Source organism: Pseudomonas sp. 102515 (genome assembly GCF_031085165.1).
Taxonomy (GTDB): domain Bacteria; phylum Pseudomonadota; class Gammaproteobacteria; order Pseudomonadales; family Pseudomonadaceae; genus Chryseomonas.
On sequence record NZ_JAVHTY010000003.1, the window covers coordinates 554215 to 571078 of the forward strand.

The 16864-nt window shown below is 63.5% G+C and carries 19 protein-coding genes and 1 pseudogene; 9 read left to right on the forward strand and 11 right to left on the reverse strand.

Going from position 1 to position 16864, the window contains the following annotated elements; translation table 11 throughout:
- Window positions 1-24: 24 nt before the first annotated feature.
- The 4 genes from RCF34_RS13940 (at window position 25) to RCF34_RS13955 (ending at window position 3057) form a co-directional block, all read left to right on the forward strand.
- The gene (locus tag RCF34_RS13940) at window positions 25-345 is read left to right on the forward strand and encodes a DUF2388 domain-containing protein (protein WP_133860128.1); all 321 of its coding nucleotides are present in this window, start codon (window positions 25-27) and stop codon (window positions 343-345) included.
- Between the two features lie 99 nt (window positions 346-444).
- A complete protein-coding gene (locus tag RCF34_RS13945; RefSeq protein ID WP_308708696.1) occupies window positions 445-744 on the forward strand; it encodes a DUF2388 domain-containing protein in 300 nt (99 codons plus the stop codon).
- Between the two features lie 34 nt (window positions 745-778).
- Entirely contained in the window at window positions 779-1099 is a 321-nt protein-coding gene (locus tag RCF34_RS13950) for a DUF2388 domain-containing protein (RefSeq protein WP_308708697.1), read from the forward strand.
- Window positions 1096-3057 (forward strand): DUF4105 domain-containing protein, encoded by a 1962-nt coding sequence (locus RCF34_RS13955; protein WP_374941185.1) that lies wholly within the window; start codon window positions 1096-1098, stop codon window positions 3055-3057. Before RCF34_RS13950 ends, RCF34_RS13955 begins: the two co-directional genes overlap by 4 nt.
- A 105-nt stretch (window positions 3058-3162) precedes the next feature.
- On the opposite strand, the gene RCF34_RS13960 is transcribed toward RCF34_RS13955, so the two are convergent.
- A complete protein-coding gene (locus RCF34_RS13960; protein ID WP_308708698.1) occupies window positions 3163-4623 on the reverse strand; it encodes a YdgA family protein in 1461 nt (486 codons plus the stop codon).
- 272 nt (window positions 4624-4895) lie between these two features.
- Here RCF34_RS13960 and RCF34_RS13965 point away from each other — a divergent pair, with 272 nt between their 5' ends.
- On the forward strand, window positions 4896-5567 hold the full coding sequence (locus tag RCF34_RS13965; RefSeq protein WP_308708699.1) for a nucleoside/nucleotide kinase family protein: 672 nt from the start codon (window positions 4896-4898) through the stop codon (window positions 5565-5567).
- Here RCF34_RS13965 and RCF34_RS13970 read toward each other — a convergent pair.
- Window positions 5564-6385, reverse strand: a complete 822-nt coding sequence (locus RCF34_RS13970; RefSeq protein ID WP_308708700.1) for an AraC family transcriptional regulator — start codon at window positions 6383-6385, stop codon at window positions 5564-5566. The two genes, RCF34_RS13965 and RCF34_RS13970, sit on opposite strands and share 4 nt — an antisense overlap.
- A 123-nt stretch (window positions 6386-6508) precedes the next feature.
- Here RCF34_RS13970 and RCF34_RS13975 point away from each other — a divergent pair, with 123 nt between their 5' ends.
- Window positions 6509-7024 (forward strand): peroxidase-related enzyme, encoded by a 516-nt coding sequence (locus RCF34_RS13975; RefSeq protein ID WP_308708701.1) that lies wholly within the window; start codon window positions 6509-6511, stop codon window positions 7022-7024.
- 98 nt (window positions 7025-7122) lie between these two features.
- On the opposite strand, the gene RCF34_RS13980 is transcribed toward RCF34_RS13975, so the two are convergent.
- From RCF34_RS13980 to RCF34_RS13990, 3 genes and pseudogenes are all read right to left on the reverse strand, one after another.
- Window positions 7123-7698 carry a PIN domain-containing protein gene (locus RCF34_RS13980; protein ID WP_042134822.1) on the reverse strand — a complete coding sequence of 192 codons (576 nt, stop codon included), beginning with the start codon at window positions 7696-7698 and terminating at the stop codon, window positions 7123-7125.
- A complete protein-coding gene (locus RCF34_RS13985; protein ID WP_288355792.1) occupies window positions 7698-8162 on the reverse strand; it encodes a helix-turn-helix domain-containing protein in 465 nt (154 codons plus the stop codon). The genes RCF34_RS13980 and RCF34_RS13985 overlap by 1 nt, the downstream gene beginning before the upstream one ends.
- Window positions 8163-8356: 194 nt before the next feature.
- Window positions 8357-8788: pseudogene (locus tag RCF34_RS13990) on the reverse strand (SDR family NAD(P)-dependent oxidoreductase); the annotation flags it as partial.
- Between the two features lie 97 nt (window positions 8789-8885).
- Here RCF34_RS13990 and RCF34_RS13995 point away from each other — a divergent pair.
- Window positions 8886-9833: a GlxA family transcriptional regulator gene (locus RCF34_RS13995; protein ID WP_308708702.1), complete on the forward strand. Its 948-nt coding sequence runs from the start codon at window positions 8886-8888 to the stop codon at window positions 9831-9833.
- A 105-nt stretch (window positions 9834-9938) separates the two neighbouring features.
- Here RCF34_RS13995 and RCF34_RS14000 read toward each other — a convergent pair whose 3' ends face one another.
- From RCF34_RS14000 to RCF34_RS14025, 6 genes are all read right to left on the reverse strand, one after another.
- The gene (locus tag RCF34_RS14000; RefSeq protein WP_308708982.1) at window positions 9939-10697 is read right to left on the reverse strand and encodes a TraI domain-containing protein; all 759 of its coding nucleotides are present in this window, start codon (window positions 10695-10697) and stop codon (window positions 9939-9941) included.
- Window positions 10698-10761: 64 nt separating this feature from the next.
- The gene (locus RCF34_RS14005; RefSeq protein ID WP_308708703.1) at window positions 10762-12279 is read right to left on the reverse strand and encodes a conjugal transfer protein TraG N-terminal domain-containing protein; all 1518 of its coding nucleotides are present in this window, start codon (window positions 12277-12279) and stop codon (window positions 10762-10764) included.
- 15 nt (window positions 12280-12294) lie between these two features.
- The gene (locus tag RCF34_RS14010) at window positions 12295-12639 is read right to left on the reverse strand and encodes a hypothetical protein (protein WP_308708704.1); all 345 of its coding nucleotides are present in this window, start codon (window positions 12637-12639) and stop codon (window positions 12295-12297) included.
- Entirely contained in the window at window positions 12636-14024 is a 1389-nt protein-coding gene (locus RCF34_RS14015; RefSeq protein WP_374941186.1) for an integrating conjugative element protein, read from the reverse strand. Before RCF34_RS14015 ends, RCF34_RS14010 begins: the two co-directional genes overlap by 4 nt.
- A complete protein-coding gene (locus RCF34_RS14020) occupies window positions 14021-14980 on the reverse strand; it encodes a TIGR03756 family integrating conjugative element protein (protein ID WP_308708705.1) in 960 nt (319 codons plus the stop codon). Before RCF34_RS14020 ends, RCF34_RS14015 begins: the two co-directional genes overlap by 4 nt.
- On the reverse strand, window positions 14977-15399 hold the full coding sequence (locus RCF34_RS14025; RefSeq protein ID WP_308708706.1) for a TIGR03757 family integrating conjugative element protein: 423 nt from the start codon (window positions 15397-15399) through the stop codon (window positions 14977-14979). Before RCF34_RS14025 ends, RCF34_RS14020 begins: the two co-directional genes overlap by 4 nt.
- Before the next feature lie 332 nt (window positions 15400-15731).
- Between RCF34_RS14025 and RCF34_RS14030 the strand changes: the two genes are divergently transcribed.
- Entirely contained in the window at window positions 15732-16202 is a 471-nt protein-coding gene (locus RCF34_RS14030) for an antitoxin Xre/MbcA/ParS toxin-binding domain-containing protein (protein ID WP_178118369.1), read from the forward strand.
- Entirely contained in the window at window positions 16199-16702 is a 504-nt protein-coding gene (locus tag RCF34_RS14035; protein WP_308708707.1) for an RES domain-containing protein, read from the forward strand. The genes RCF34_RS14030 and RCF34_RS14035 overlap by 4 nt, the downstream gene beginning before the upstream one ends.
- Window positions 16703-16864 lie beyond the last annotated feature (162 nt).

The window sequence follows — 16864 nt, forward strand, 5'->3', positions numbered from 1 at the left end:
GGCCTATCCAGACGGGAGTCCCCCATGAAAACCCTGCACCTGGGCGCCGCCGCGGCGCTGTTCTGCCTGTCCACCGCCGCCTCGGCGTCGAGCTTCTATGTCACCACCGACATCATCGTCAACGCCATCGATGCGACCTCGGACACCACCTCGTCCATCACCGGCTCCTTCAAGAACGACAAGCTGGTACAGGAAGCCCGTGACGATGCGGCTACTTTCGTCGGCAGCGCCGGCGACATCCGCGGCGTACGCCTGGAGGCGGCGCTGGACCACCTGCGCAGCCAGGCGCCCGAACTGCGTCAGGCCAGCGATGACCAACTGGCCCAGGCGATTCTCGCCATCTGACGCGCAACACTGCGATACCCCCGTACCCCGTGCCTGCTAGCCCGGAGCGGGGGGCTGCGTTAGCCTTGGCGACCATCTGCCACCGGAGGGTCGCCATCCATGTATATCCGTCGTTCTGCCGCGCTGTTGCTCGGTCTCTGTCTCGCCACGCCGGTCCTGGCGTTCGACTCCACCACCGAGGGGCTGGTGAAGACCATCTATGGCACCAGCCAGCTCACCACCGGCCCGTTCCAGAACAAGCTCGTCCTGGCGGCGCGTGACGATGCCGCGGCCTTCGTCGCCACCGACGGCGCCCTACGTGGTGCCCAGCTGGAGGAAACCTTCCGCGCCCTGCGCGCAGCCGATCCGGTGCTGCAGGCCTCCGACCGGGAACTCGCCCAGGCGATTCTGAGTCAGTAGTCCGTTTCAATTCCGTGACATCCCTGGAGTATCCATGCGCCGTTCCCTGCTTATCGCCGCTGCCCTGACCCTGGGCGTTTCGAGCCTGGCTCAGGCCCAGACCCTGGTGGCCACCAGTAACATCGTGGTGCGGGCGCTGCAGCGCAGCATCGACTTCACCTCCGATACCACCACCTCCATCCGCGACGCCAAGATGATCCAGGCCGCGCGTGGCGATGCCGCCAGCTTTGTCGCCACCGACGGCGATATTCGTGGCGTGCAGTTGGAAGAAGCCTTCCGCAGCCTGCGCGACCAGTTCCCGGTCGCGCGCCAGGCCAACGACCTGCAGCTGGCCCAGGCCATCCTGGCGCTGTGAAGAACCGCGCCGGCCGGCTGCGGCAGTGGCTGGCTGGCCTCGCGGCCGGCCTGGCCCTCGGTGGGGCCCAGGCCGCCCTGCACCTCGAACTCGATACCCAGGGCCTGACGCCCGCGCAGATCCAGGCGACCCAGCAACTGCTGGCTGAAGCCCAGGCCCTACTGCCACCCAAATTCAAGGCGGCGCTCGACGAACGCATCCCGGTGCGCTGGAGCAGCGAACTGCTGGAAGAGGCCTATGGCGAAGCGGATCGACGCAATCTGCTGCTCAATCGCCGCCTGCTGTCCAGTCTGGTGGACGGCAGCGACACCCGCATCCAGACCGGCCGGCCCCATGGCACCCAGCACCGCGAGCTGCTGGCGACGGTGCTGCACGAGCTGACCCACTTCTATGACCGCGAGCGCGTCTGGACGCCCGAGCAGCGCCAGCTGATCCTCTCCTGCGGCGGCCTGGGGCTGACCTCCGACCAGTTGCCGGTGAAATGCCAGGGCCAGGCCGGGCGCAGCTACACCCTGTCCGACGATCCACGGCTGCTGGACCTGGCCGGCTGGCAGGTGAAGACCCGCAAACACGGCAATCGCGAGTCGAAGAATCTCTTCATCGCCCGCAGTCCCGATCTCTATGAAGTCACCAACCCGAAGGAATTCGTGGCGGTGAACATGGAGTATTTCCTGCTCGACCCCAGCTACGCCTGCCGGCGGCCGGCGCTGCAGCGTTACTTCGCCAAGCACTTCGGCTGGTCGCCTGCGCACGACGCCTGCCCGGGGCGCTATCCCTATCTCAACGCTGGCAACGACTTCGGCGAGGCGCCTCTGGGCTGGCTTGATCCGGAGCGCGTCTATGCGGTCGACTACCTGCTGGCCGAGGGCAACGAACAGGTCATGAGCCGCTGGGGGCACAGCATGCTGCGCCTGGTGGTGTGCGCCCCGGGCCGGCCGCGTGGCCCGGATTGCCGGCTGGATCTGCAATACCATCTGGTGCTGTCGTTTCGCGCCTTCGTCAACGACGTCCAGCTTTCCAGCTGGCGTGGCCTGACCGGTTCGTACCCCTCTCGGCTGTTCGTGCTGCCGCTGGCCCAGGTGGTGGACGAGTACACCAAGGTGGAGCTGCGTGGCCTGCAATCCGTGCCGCTCAAGCTGACCCGCCCGGAGATCGCCGACTTCCTCGAACGAACCGCCCAGGTGCACTGGAGCTATGACGGCCAGTACTACTTCGTGACCAACAACTGCGCGGTGGAGACTTTCAAGCTCCTGCACGACGGGGTGCCACGCCTGGCCGATGCCCAGCTCGATGTCATCACCCCCACCGGGCTGATGGATGCCCTGAGGTTCAAGGGCCTGGTGGACACCTCGGTGCTGGACGATCCGCGCGAGGCCTTGCGGCTGGGCTATCGCTTCGACAGCTTCCGCGAGCGCTTCCAGGCCATGTTCAAGGTGGCCCGCGAGCGCCTGAAGCTGCCCCAGGCGGATGTCGAAGCCTGGCTGGCACTGACCCCGCAACAGCGCCGCGAGCAGTTCCAGCGCGCCGACCTGCGCGCCAGCGCCGCCTTGCTGCTGCTGGAGCAGGCGGCCTATCGCCGGGCGCTGCTGCAGGCGCAGACCGAGCTCAAGGATCGTTACCTGGGCCAGGACGCGGTGGACAAGGCGCGCTTCGGCAAGGCCGGTGGCGCCCTGGAACAGATCCTCAAGGACAGCGGCTACCTGAGCCGGCCGGCCGAGTTGCTCGGCACCGATGGCTATGGCCTGCCACAACCGGGCGAGTGGGAACAGCTGACCGCCGAGAGCCAGAAGCGCCAGGCGCACCTGCGCAGTCTCAGGGACACCCTCAACAACGAGGTCCGCCAGCTGCTTTCGCCGGAGGCCCGCGATGGCCTGGACCTGACCGAAGCCAACCTGGACCTGCTCGGCAAGCACCTGCGCGAGCTGAACAAGGCCAGTGGCGGGCTGGAGTTGAAGTAGGGCGGTTGGGGTGTTGGGCTTGGCATAGCTCAACCTACCTACCGGATTTCGCCGTAGGTTAGTTGAGCAGGCCTTATCGTCGAAGCCTAACGTTTCGAGCATCCGCTAGCGCTTCGGCGCCTTGTTCTGCGGTTTGGCGGGTGCGGCGGGTTGCGGACGCTCCAGCAAGGCCAGCAGCTGTTCTGGCGGGACTTCCTGGCCGTTGAGCATCAGCCGCCCGGCGCTGTAATTCAGGGTAGCCACCAGATCCTCACCGTCGGCCTTCAGCAGGCCGCTGTTCAGGCCGATGCCGGCCAAGGCTTCGGCGGTGGCCTGGGCCTGCTGCTGCATGGCCGGCTGGGTGCGCTGGGCGCCTGTCTGAAACAGGACGCCATCCACCAGGCTGCCTCGCGCCACCGACAGGCGCGCATCGAGACCGGCCAGCATCTGGGCCGCGAGTTGCTCGGGCGGCAGATCGTAGGTCGCCGGCTTGGCCAGGGTCAGGTCCAGGCGCAGGTGGTTGCTGCCGCTGGGGGTATCGAAACGCAGGTCATCCACCACCAGCTGGGGACGCGCGGCGAGCACATCGCCGAGATGCTGCTGCAGGGTCGCCTGGGTGGTGGGATCGAGACCCTGCTCGGCATCCAGCTGCAGGTGCTGCAGTAGGGTGTTGAGCTGAGCCAGGGCCGGGCTGTCGAGATGGCTGTAGTGGCTGCTCAGGGTCGCCTTGCCCAGGGTCTGGCCGGCGATGTCGAGCCGGCCGAGGCTGGCGTTGAGCGTACCCGCCAGTTGCTGGCCCTGTTGCTGGGTGTCGCCCTGGAGCTGCAGATCCCGCAGCTCGACCGCAGGCTTGCCGGGCATGGCCAGCAGCAGGCGCCCGAGGCGCAACTGACCCGGGCCGAGCCAGAAACCATCGGCATTGCGGCGGTTGTCGCCGGTCAGGCCGAAGCCTTCGGTTTCCAGCTTGGCCCAGCCATCCGGGGTGTGCACATTGAGGCTGAATTGCCCCATTGTGCTGTCCAGGCGCAGTCGGCTGGCCTCCATGTCGGTGCGGAAGGTGGCGTTCAGGCCGGAGAAGGCCACCGCGCCCTGTGACTGGTCCACGTGCAGGGCGGCCAGGGCGAGACCACCGTCCACCGCGCGGTCGTAGCCCAGGGTGGCGTCGAGCCGCACGGGCTCGGCGCCCTTGGCCAGGGTGAAGAGGTCGGCGGTGAGTGGCGTACGCGCCAGGGTGAAGCGGTTGACCGCCATGACCGGCGCCAGCTGCAGGGATTTGAGGCGGGTCAGGGGGAAGGGACCGTGCTGGATGTCGTCTTGGATCCGCAGCACCTCCACGGGCGGCCGATCCTCGGCCTGTACGGTCAGACTGAAGGTAGCAGTGCTGCTGAATACACCGCGCTGCAGCTCAACCAGTTGAAGTTGCAAGGGGTACCCAGGCAACTGAGTCTGCAGGGCTACCTGAGCCTGGCTCGCGGCCTGGCGCAATTCGCCTTCCAGCCGGGTGCCGGTATACCAAGCGCCGCCCACGGCGGTGCCGACGGCGACTAGGGCCACACCGGCGAGGGTGGTAAGTAGCAGTTTCTTCATGGTGACCAAATCCCTTTGTATGAGGCTCACGGCGGCGCGCGGCCGATAGGAAGCGGAGTGTACGAGAGCGCCGGGTGGATGCCGAGGGGGAGAGGCCGGGATCGGCTCGCCGGGCCGCAGACTGTGATGGCTTTCCGGCGGTGCCGGCGCCGAGTCGACGACCGCTCTGCTGGGTGCTAGCTTGCCGCGATCCCCATTGCCGGAACCTCCGCCATGACCGCTTCCCACTGCTTGCCTGCCCTCACTACCGTTTCGCTGAAGGGGGTGCCGGTATGAGCAGTCAGCGTCCGGTCGATGGCCTGCAACTCCCCGCCGAACTCCTCGCCCGCGCCGAGGCGCTGCTGGCCCAGGGTGGACGCCGCCTGCTGGGCATCGCCGGTACTCCGGGCGCGGGCAAGTCGACGGTGGCCGAGCTGCTGGCGGCGGCACTCGGCGAGCGCGCCGTGGTGGTGCCCATGGACGGCTATCACCTGGCCAATCGCGAGTTGGCCCGTCTAGGCCGCGCCCAGCGCAAGGGGGCACCAGACACCTTCGACGCCCGCGGCTATCACGCGCTATTGCAGCGGCTGAAAACGCCGGTGGCCGGCGAGACCGTCTATGCGCCGCTGTTCAATCGCGAGATCGAAGAACCCATCGCCAATGCCATTCCAGTCCACGCAGACACCCAGCTGGTGATCAGCGAAGGCAACTATCTGCTGCTGACCCAGGCGCCCTGGAGCGATGTCGCCGAGGTATTCGACGAGTGCTGGTACGTCCGGGTCGATCCTGAAGAGCGTCGCGAGCGGCTGGTCGCCCGGCACATGCACTTCGGCCGCAGCCGCGCGGATGCCGAGGCCTGGGTAGAAAGCACCGACGAGCCCAATGCACGACTGATCGACGGCGACCGGGCGCGGGCGGATCTGGTGGTGGAATGGCGGGATGGGGCGGCTGCCGGCAAGGCCTAGGCCTGTGCCCGCTGCCATTCGGTCGGACTCGCGCCGGTGATGCGGCGAAAGGCGCGGGCCAGGGCCGAGGGACTTTCGTAGCCGACCTCGTCGGCGATCAGCGCCAGGGGGCGGCGCTGCTGCAAGCGCTGTTGTGCCAGGGCGATGCACCAGCGGGTGAGGTAGTCGCCTGGGGCACTGCCGACGACACGTTGGAAATGCGCGGCGAAACCCGCGCGTGACATGCCGGCCAGGCCCGCCAGCTCGGCTACGGTCCATGCTTGATGGGGCCGTTCGTGCAGGGCGGTCAGGGCACGCGCGAGCCGTTGATCTGCCAGGCCTGCGAGCATGCCAGGCGTGGCGCTCGGGCGGGTCAGTAGCTGACGTAGCAGCTGGATGATCATCAGTTCGAACAGGCGGTTGAGCACCAGGCCGCGCCCGCAGTGGTCGCCAAAGGCCTCGGCAAACAGCCAATCGGCGCTGGCGGCGAGACCTGGCAGCTGGTGCAGCGGACTGACCAGGTAATCCGGCAGGGCGCGGGTCAGCGGGTTATCCGGGCCACCGCGAAAGGCCAGCGAGGCACACACCAGCTCGGCAGGGCTATCGTCCGGCGTGCTCAGCTGATGCGCGCGCGGGCGGATCACCAGCATGAGGCTGGGCTCGACCAAGTCCTGCCGCTCGCCCCGTGCGATTGCGAAGCTTAGGCGTCCGCCGCGCAGCAGGTGGATCTGGCCGGTCGCTTCACCGTCCTCATGGCGGCTCACGCCACAGAAGGCGCCCTGGTGGTAGCTATCCGTAGTAAAGGCGAAGTGGTCGAGCAAGACGGCGAGACGATCCATGGAAGAGGTACCGATTTGGACGATCTATCGCGATGTTTGGACGCTGGGCATCCAGGCGTCAAGTCGCTCCGCCTAATCTGGTTCCACGCCTGATGACCAGGCCGCAACCCAAGGAGCACCATCATGACCCGTATCGTCCCCCTTACCCTCGACCAGGCTTCCGCCGAGGCTCAAACCGCCCTGCAGGGTATCCAGAAAGGTCTGGGTTTCCTGCCCAATGCCTTCGCAACCCTGGCGCATTCGCCGGCAGCACTCAAAGGCTATCTGGCGCTGGCCCAAGCGTTAGGTAGGAGCGGACTCAGCGCCCAGGAGCGAGAGGTGGTTGCCTTGGCCGCCTCGGCGGTCAACGGTTGTGACTATTGCCTGGCGGCCCATGAATTCTTTGGCGGCAAGACGGGCCTGACCGCTGCGGAGCTGGCCGCCGCCCAGGCGGGTACGCACAGCGCCGTGGCGCGACTGGCGCGAGAGGTGACCGAGCAGCGTGGCCAGTTGCGTGACGAGCAGTTGCAGGCCGCCCGGGCAGCCGGTCTGGATGACGCCAGGATCGTCGAGGTGGTGGCCCAGGTCAGCCTGCTTACCCTGACCAACTACCTGAACAACCTGGCAGCGACCGAAGTGGATTTTCCACCCGTCGCCTGAGCATGAAAAAGGCCCCGGTCAGGGGCCTTTTTGTTGGTGATATCCCGTTCCAAACAAGGCCCGCACCTATCGTCCTAGAGCTCTGGCCCTAGCAGAAGTCAGATCAATGACTCGAAGTTGGAGAGATGCTTAACGAGCTCGGGGAGCTGCTGCTTAAGCAGCGTATCGAGTAGCTCGCAGGGCGTATGGGTAGGGTTCTTCAAAGAAGCACGCTGTCTTCGGGCTGCTTCAAGCACAGCTGCTTGATCCAAGTCCCATATGTCGGACAGGAAGACGTCGGGATGCAACGCCTCGATCTCGAAGCACTTGAGGATTTCAGCAGGAAAGTCCCTGAGGTTATAGGTGACGATGACCGAAGCACCGCATTTGATGGCAGCGGCTAATACATGCCGGTCGTCTTCGTCTGGTAGGTCGAGCCCTTTCACCAAAGGCTCATAGTCCTTTACAAGACAGTCAGGAACTGCCCGATTCATGAGTTCGACAGTGCGATCGAGCTGCGCGCTTGTCAGGTCGGGACGGTTCTTCAGCACGTTTCTCGTCCACTCATCATGGATCTGCTCGGACCAGCGCGCTCGATACGCTCCAGTGAGGGCCAGTTGCATCAGCAAATCGCGCAGAGGTGCGGGGTACAGAACACAGGCATCGTAGATGACAGTGAACGGTGAATGTCTCATCAATACCCCATGTTAAGCGCTTGGGCTTGCGCAGCCAGTTCTTCCATAGCGTCCTGACTCGCCCTATCACGGTCAGCTTTGTAGACCATGAGGTCGGTGAACTTAATGCGTCGATGACTACCGGTCTTGGTGTGTGGAATCTGGCCTTCGTCCAGCAGCTTAACAAGATGAGGACGCGAGACATTGAGCATGTCGGCGCATTCTTGGGTCGTCAGCTCTGCGTGAATCGGCACTACTTTCACGGTGTTGCCTAAGGCCAGCTCGCTGAGTATGTCCCCGAGCAATTTAAGCGCGAGCGTAGGTAATTCAACGACCTGGCGTTGCTGGGCCTCGTCAACCAGTTCAATACGCTGAGTATCGAGCTTCGTCGAAACGAAAGCAGCGATCTGACGGCTTGATTCAGTAGCCGCAGCGATTGCTTTCTCATCCGGGAGGATACTCCGAGCAAGATCGGCGGTGGTCATGATGTCTCTCCCAAAAGCAACGCACATTTCTAGCATCTCATACGCTGCTAGCGTTTATAGTCGAAATATACGAAACGCGCAATATTCGAAATAAACGAAATGGTGTCGATGCCTACGTGCCGCTGCTGGAGAGACGTTCACGTCGGCCGCTTATACCTGCCGACCGCGAGAGGCGCCCGGCAGCCTAGGTCAGGCAACAGGGAGGAGATGTTGATGATGGCGCCGCGACCGCGGGCGACGAAGGCCGGGACGGCGGCATAGGTCAGCTGGGTGAGGGCGGTGACATTGAGAGCGATCATTCGCGACATCTGCGCCGGATCGCTCTGCAGCAGTGGCGTGTGCGTACCCATCCCGGCGTTGTTGACCAGCAGGGTGAGGCTGGCGTCTTCACGCAGGGTGCGCTCCACTTCTACCAGGGCGGCGGGGTCGGCCAGGTCGGCGGGCAGGACCTCGACGCTCTGGCGGGTGGCGTCGGTCAGGCGCTCGGCGAGAGCATCTAAACGTGCGCGATCACGGGCAACCAGCATCAGGTCATAGCCGCGCTGAGCCAGTTGTTCGGCGTAGTGGGCACCAATGCCGGAAGAGGCGCCAGTGATCAGGGCAGTACCTTGTGAGGAGCGGGTCATCATCAAATCTCCAGGATGGGCGTGGAGTGATGATGAGCCGACTGGTCGATGGCGCAAATGACGCGTATAGTCATGATTTAGGACATTAGGGACAGCGATGCACCGGATCGGCTATGTATTAGGTGAGCGCTTCCAGGTGATGGCGCTGGCGACCCAAAGCGTCTTCGAGTTCGCCAATCTGGTGCTAGGCGAGACCTTCTATACCCAAGCGATCTTTTCCGAGCAGGGCGGCCTGGTGCGTTCCTCGCAGCAGCTGCTAGTGGAAACCGAGGCATTGGGCGCGCCGGGCCGCGCTGATACCTGGTTCATCGTCGGCAACCTCACGCCCCTGGCCACTGAGCCTTCGCCCACACTGCTGGATTTCGTCCGCCACGCCGGCGCCCAGGCGCGCCGCACAGCGGGGATCTGTACCGGTGGCTTTGCGCTGGCCGCGGCCGGTCTGCTCGACGGGCGCCGGGCTACCACCCACTGGTCCTTCGCCCGGGCCATGCAGGAGCGTTATCCACAGATCCGTGTCGAGGAGGACCGCATCTTCATTGTCGACGGCCCTGTGTGGACTTCCGCCGGCATGACGGCGGGGCTGGACCTGGCGTTGGGCATGGTGGAGAAGGACTTGGGTATGGAGGTGGCGCGCTCGGTGGCGCATCGGCTGGTCATGCAGCAATTCCGCTCGGGCGGCCAGACCCAGCACTCGGAATTGCTGACCCTCACGCCCAAGTCGGATCGCATCCAGACCGCCCTGGCCTATGCCCGCCAGCACCTGAGCCGGCCCCTGAGTGTCGAGGAGCTGGCTGAGGTCGCCCACCTTAGTCCTCGGCAATTCAGCCGCGTGTTCACCGCCGAAACCGGGCAGTCGCCCGCCAAGGCCATTGAAGGTCTGCGCCTGGAGGCGGCGCGTTTGATGATCGCGCAGACCCGTCACTCGCTGGAAACGGTGGCGCAGGAGACCGGCTTTCGTGATCGCCGCCATCTGCGCGAGGTGTTCATGCGCGGCTTCGGCGTGCCGCCACAGATGATCCGACGCGACGCCCGTCGTCTGGCCTAGCCCAGGTTTTACACGTTTCACGTGGAACCTGGTTAGTAGCGTAGAAATGGTTTATCCGCTTGCGCTATTCAAGCCGCAGCTTAGCCTAAATCCCCTTACGCGCGCTCAACAGGCGGCTTGATCTGCCACGGCTTGAGCGGCCTGAAAGGCCAGATCCCCCACGATGTCTGCGTGCGCTTCCTGGCCGCTGATCACGTACAGCATCTGTGTCCAGAGCACATCGTAGCTTGAGAGCCAGGCGAGCAGGTCCGGATCCAGCACGTGGACGTGGAGCAGTGCGGTGGCTGCAGCCTGTAGGCGATAGGGCCGCTCAGCCGGATAGTGAACGCGATAGGGCCGCTGCAGCGGGCCTTGCCAGGGTCGCCATGGCGTTCCGTCATCGTGTTCTACGTAGAAATCGACAACGAGCTTACCTAGATCCTGCAATAGCACGGCGTAGGCCACTGCGGCGGTCCAGGCTTCGGCTTGCTCTGCCTGCTCCTCGGGTGGCGCGCCTGCAGGTAACAGGCAGGCCTGACGCAGGCGAAGTGCGCAGATGACGCGGTGAAGTGCCTGATCGAGCATGCCTCCGGCGTACCGATAGTGTCCGTCCTGTGAAGCGGGAAATTCCTGAACCAAATGGGCGTACCGCTGCAAGGGCGCCAGGTACAGCTGTTTGAATTGCTCGCGTGAGACCGCAGTACGCTGCCAGATCTGTTCTACCAGGACAGCGCGGGCAGGACGTGCCAGCAAGACGTCTCCCGGTAGGGGGTGACGCAGGCGTTGAGCTGACTCTGTCGTCGGGTCTGGACCAGGCGGTGGAGAGGCGTCGGTGCGGCGATTGAACCAGCGTCTAAGCAGGCTGAGGTCTCCGGCTAATCGCATCACCTGATGGAAGAAGCGTATGTGCTGGTTCACGGGTTGTGCCTGGTGAGTCAGGAAAAAGCCTTTACTGCATCCCTTGTCGCAGCGCTTGCGTTCCCTTGCCGCCTGCGCCTCGTGCGTCTTGGGTGGCCGTCGCCAGCGCCTGAAGGGCCGCACCGGCCCGAAGGCCTGCCCAGGTCAGGGCGGTTATCCAGAACGTTGGAAAGGCGATGAACATCGTAGCCATGACGAAATTCAGCAGGAGGTCGCCGAAGGCGTTGTTCAAGCCGATCAGCGGATCGAAATTTCGGTGGGGACGTCCGGCGCCAAAGCCCCAACCATAGAGAGCATCCAAGATGGTGCTGTCGAGCCAGCGTGCCAGTTGAAACCAGAACTCCACAAAGAAGAGCGCGAACTGCACGGTGCTGAGCGTCATCGTGGTCTTGAGGTCGCAGGTGCCTATGACCAGCAGCAAGGGAAGGCTAATCACCAGCGCCATTTTCAGCAGCGACAGCACCATCGGCAGTGCCTGACGCACGACGTCCATGGCGGGAAAGAACCCCAGGGATCCCAAGGCTAATCCCGTGTCGCCAGCCAGGCGTGCGGCCATGTTGGGCAGAGACATATCCACCTGCCCACCATAGTCGGTATAGACCTGACCCTGATTGAGCTTCTGCTGGCGCGGCGCGACGACGGCGCGTATGACCGCATCGTCTACGGTCTGCCGGGAGGCAAAGCCTGCCCACTGCGCCAGACGGCTCAGCAGGCCGGCATCGACCTGGGCCAGCAATCGTTCGCGCAGCCCACGCTCCGGATCGGACCACCATTGGCGACAGGTCGGATAGCCCGCACCAGTTGCGCCCGGTGCCAGGCCTGCATCACGCGTCGCTTCGTAAGGCCAGGCGGCGCGTGGGGTACGCGCCCGGTCAATGTCATAAAAGCCGGGTGAGTTGAGAAAATAGCGAGAGCCGATCCAGGTGACGTCATAACGCTGATCCGCAGCCAGGCCAGGGCGCTGCATGAACAGCCGGGCGCGCGAGGGGCCGTAGCACTCACGGGTGAAGTCGGCTACCTCCTGTGCGAGCAGTGGATCGGCAATGCGGGTGGCATCAAGCTCCATACGGATCTGTCGCAAGTCCGTACCGCAGGGAATGGCCGCAATGGCCGCGCCGGTGACGGCCTTGGACAGCGCATGCACAAAGAACCACCAGACCGGTATAAGAGCCTGCTGTCCATTGAGCTGGGTATAGCTCAGGGCCCAGCCGGTCTTGGCAGGGGCCGCAACATCGACCTGGCATTGGCGGGAGCGGGTCATATCAAACTGAAGGGTGTTCAGCGATACCGGGATCATGGGAATCGCTGCAAAGGCGATGACGCCGATCGCCAGGAGCATGCGGCTTTCGATGCGCCGACTGGACAGCAAGCTCTGCTGACTTTCATCCGCGCTGACGGTACGGGCGTGTAGCCATTCCTGGACCACGATCAGCAGAAAGGGCAGCGCAAAGAGACCGCTGGCCAGCAAGAGATTCCAGATGCCGTTATGGATAAGCCAGCCGACCAGGGTGAGGTAGTACTCGAGGTACTCCGTGGTATAGAGCGTCATGACAGGTTGTCCTCACTACACGGCGTAGGCCCAAAGGCGCCATTCCGCAACCGCCAGCGTCGACAGGGCGAGGCCTTCCAGCAGATACAGCCGTACCACGCCGCGCAATGACCCTTCGCGGGCGCGTACCCGTTGGTGCAGCCCATACCAGCCCCACGCCGTGAGGCCATACAGACACAGCCGCCACAGCACCAGGAGCGTCGCGTGCGTCTCCAGCCAAGCAGTCCAGGCCTGTAGCCGGTCTAGGGAGGGTTGGCCGACCTGCGGTGCCAGAAGGAACACCACCAGGAGCACCAAGGCGGCCAGTGAGCGACGCCGCAGGCATTGCTCGCGTACCGCGCGCCAAATGAGTTGCCTCATGGCGCATCCTCCTGAGGGGCCTGAATCACATCCAGGCGGCGGGGCGTGGCATCTCCTTGGAAGATGCCGCCTGAGCGAGCGGCGCGTTCGCGTTGGCGATCTACCACGCGCGATGCCGCATTGGTCGTTAACGTCCTGCGCAGCTCCAGCTCGGTCTTCAGGTTACCGACCTCCTGGGTCAGGGTTTCCTGCTCGGTACGAAGGGTGCGCGTGGCGATCTCATTCGCGGCGACGTTGGGCTCCTTGAGACCGGTCAGCAGCAACCGCTGGAGCAACAGCGCTTGCTCCACGACGCGTGACAAGGCCACCTCGGAGGCGAGGCGCTCGCTCAGTACGTCTCGGTCCGGCTCATCGCGTAAGGCCTCGATGACGCCTCGGGTGACGGGCAGGGCGCGGCTACCGGCAGCGGCGAGCTGCTCGGAGGTGGTGGACGTGGTGCCCGCAACGAGGTCGCGCAGCGCGCGCAGGACCTTGTCGTACTCCTCCTGGATCAGTGGCGTCAGGCCTACGCCGGGTGTGGTTTGGGTCTTGGTGCACTGCGTACAGGTTCTAAGTTCGCGCTCTCCCAAGACCCGATTGGCCCAAGCCGTCGCAGCGTGGGGCGACGGCCAGACCTGACAGATCAACCGGTCGTGGCACTGCGCGGGGTCCAGGTCGGTGGTCTCTTGAGCATTTCTCCCGTTGAGCAGGTTGTAGCCTGCCCGGGTGACATCGCTGATCAGGCGGATCGGGGGCTGATCACGTCCTCCCGCTGGCGCGCCGGCAACCCAGGGCACGCCCTGCTGACCCCTGCGGGTTTCAGCCTGCTCAACCGCGGACACTCCATCGCGACTGGCGAGGGTTTGTTTAAGCGCCATGCCTTCTGCCAACTGATCCCACCCGGCGCTTCCGCCAGCGAGATCTGCCATGCGACTGGCCAGGGCGCGACAGCTGGCCTTGGAGCGATCGAAATCGAGGCGTGCCTGCAGGATGCCATTGGTGAGGAGGTTATACAGGGCAGGATCTGCCCGCTGGATAATGAGCGCGGGGAGTGAGGCCACCGCGCTCGTGGCGTTCTGGATGACGTTGTTCATCAGGGTGTGAAAGCCGTCGGTGATGCCATTGAGCTGGTTTTGCACCGTGGTCGATAGGCTCATGTCGCCGCAGACCAGGTTGCTGTTCCACCCAACGCCCACACCCAAGCTCTCCATGTTGCCCGCCGGGCTCATGGACACAGCCCGGCCGCCGCCAATGCTGTAGAACACCTGGTCACTGAAGACCGGTCCGCTGAGGTTGATGCCTGTGTTATCCACGCGGAGTGATTGCGCGCCACTGCTGGTGAGCAACAGCATGCCTGCGGCGAGGTGCAAGGCCCGCCAGAGGCCCATTCGATGAGGAGGGGTCATGGAGATACCTGCTGAGATCGCCACATAAAGTCCTGACTGCCTAGCAGCACCTGGCCCTGGCGCTCACAGCAGGCATAGGGGCGCCACAACGCCCAGGCATAGTCGCCTTGGGGCGCCTGTGGGCCCACTTGCTCATGCGGGAACACCACGCAGGTGGACGAAAGTCGAGGCGCCAAGGGCTGCCACCTACCGGTCTGGGTATCGCCCTCTTTGAGCGGGCCGGCGGGCCAGTAACCCGGTTGCGGCTGCGCCCGCAGCGGATGGTAGACGTGGGGCTGTCCCTCGCGTGTGACGATATCGCCTGCGCGTTGGGCGATAACGGCGGCGCCCTTGTAGTCATCGGCTTGATGCACAAAGCCGGTACGGGGATAGACGGTGCCCCAGAGGTTGGCCTGCGCGCGGGTGCCAATTTCCCGGAGGCCGGGTGACACCGCTTCAGGATAGGCGCGCTCGGGTACGCCATATCGCCACGCCAGGGTATCGAGGGTGCTAAGCAAATAGGGTTTGAACGGCGTGCCGGCGCCACCGCAGGTGTAGTCAAACTGGTCGGCGTACTGACCCAGGGCAGCAGCGCCGGGATGACCGATCACATCAGCGTTCTTGAACAGGGCGAGGTTGTTTTCATGAGCATCGGCGCTGGTTCCTGCGCCGCCTGAGCGCGCCATGGAAGTCGCCGGGCTAAGCGCACGCAGGGCCTGCCACGGGTTTTCACCGGTGTTTGAATAGCTGGCAACGACGGCGTCCGGAACGTAATGCCTGACCTTGAGCGAGGTGCGGACGCTACAGCCGCTTAAGGTGCAATAAAGCCAGTAGCAGATGCCGACAACGCGATACTGCAGACAGTCGGGTGAAGCCACTGAAGCCACGATCACCGGGGTATCCAGTGCCAGTGCTGCGGTCGTGCTGGCAAGGGTGCCGGCCAGCAGCAGAGGACGCAGGCGAGCAGAACGCTTCATGGCCGGCGGCCCTGCTGGCGTTCGATGCGTGCCACGGCCCGGGCCACGTTCGTATCGCCATAGACGACGTAGCGGTGATCAATCACTACGGCCGGCAGGTGGGTAAGGCCCAGATGCCAGGCCTGTAGAAGATCTTGGTAGGCATGGGCCAGTTGCGGGGCGAGGGCCGGCCTCTGTTCTAGGCGATGGCGAACCCGTTGTTCAGCAGTCGCAAGGTCGGGTGGTAGGTCTCGAGAAAGCTCTCCTTGCAGCCACGAGGCCTCGTCGAGCAGAACGACACGGGTACCCTGAGTCTGGGTGAGTGGATGGTGGCGGTCCGTATAGGCCACAACATTCACTGCCTCTGCGCGAAGGCAGGCTAGCCCCAGGACCAAGGGGCCCAGACAGATAGGGCGATACCGGGCGTTACGATGGGTCATGGCGGCAGTCGTCTCCAGGCGCGGGAATATGCCTAGTTCAAAAGACGACGAAGCCGAGTACCAGAAAGAATAGGGAAGCGAGCCTTACCGGATTTTTAGCGACGTTTTTGCTTGACCGCGCATGCGGTCAGCACCGGAGAACACCCTTTGTGAGCTGCAGTGATCGACGCTCAACACATACTCAACTGGCAGCGGGTCTGGATCACACTGCCCCGTGCTGCGTTGTAAGGCTGGAATGAGCGCTAGGCCAGCGCACAATCGCTCATAGGTATAGTGCGTCAGGCGCCAAATGACGGTAATGTATACGCCAAATGACGCTAGAGGGTTTTGTCATGACTACTGTCACCAGCCGGTCGACCAAAGATTACAACCTAGCCAAGCCGACATGGTTTCTCATCCATATTGATGCTGGCCAGCTTAGTGATTACGACATCTACAAACGCACTACAGAGGGCTTTCACCGTCACGACGTAGATGCATTGATTTCGGCATATCAGCCTTTGGCGCACAAAAAGATCACCAGCCGCATCATTGGCAAATCGATCCGTACGCTGCAACGCCAGAACAGCTCAGGCCGCTCCGAAAGGCTGGATGCTCTTCAAAGCGCTGTCGCGTTCCAGTACGCCAAGGTGCTAGAGGACGCGATCAATGTGTTCGGTGACCAGCAGCTTGCAGAGCAGTGGTTGAGTCGGCCCTGTAAGTATCTCGACGGAGACATTCCTTTAGATGTTATCCATAACCCGATGGGGTTTCAGGCGGTCGAAGACTATCTAGAGCGGATTAAGTACGGGGTCTATCAGTGAATGCTTTGCCTTGGTCGGGAGCGTGGCATGCCTGGCGCCTCGACCGTGCTGAGTTTGCGGACACATGGGACAAAGGAATCGGAGCCCATAAGGTGGGTGGCCGATGGAATCCGCCGGGGCGCCACGTTGTGTACGCGGCTGCGGATCCTGCTACCGCGATCTTGGAAGTCGCGGTCCACACCGGGTTTGACCTGCTGGATATCGTCCCGCATGTGCTGACTTGCTTCACTGTACTTGATCCAGACCTGATCAAGGTCGTGCAACCCGAGGACGTTCCTAACCCCAATTGGTTAACAAGTGCCCGGCCTTCTCCGAATCAGTGTCAGTTCGGGGACAACCTGTTAGATAAGCATCCGTTTGTCCTCATACCCTCCACAGTGTCTAGACACTCGTGGAATCTGCTCATGAGTTGCGATTTGGCAGAAGGCTCATACCGGTTGGAAAGCCAGGAGCGGTTTGGCCTCGATACGAGATTGCTTAAAAAAGTGGGCGAAGAGTAGAAAGATCAAAAGCTTGCTAACGCAAACTCATAACTCTGATTTGCGTTTCGCGTGCTTTCGGGTGGATTTTCCAGCGTGAAACCAGCCTTACGGATGTGAAGCACCGCTCCTGCTGACGGTAAATTACCGCCTCGCTTTGATAAATCGATTTGGCCACGCTTG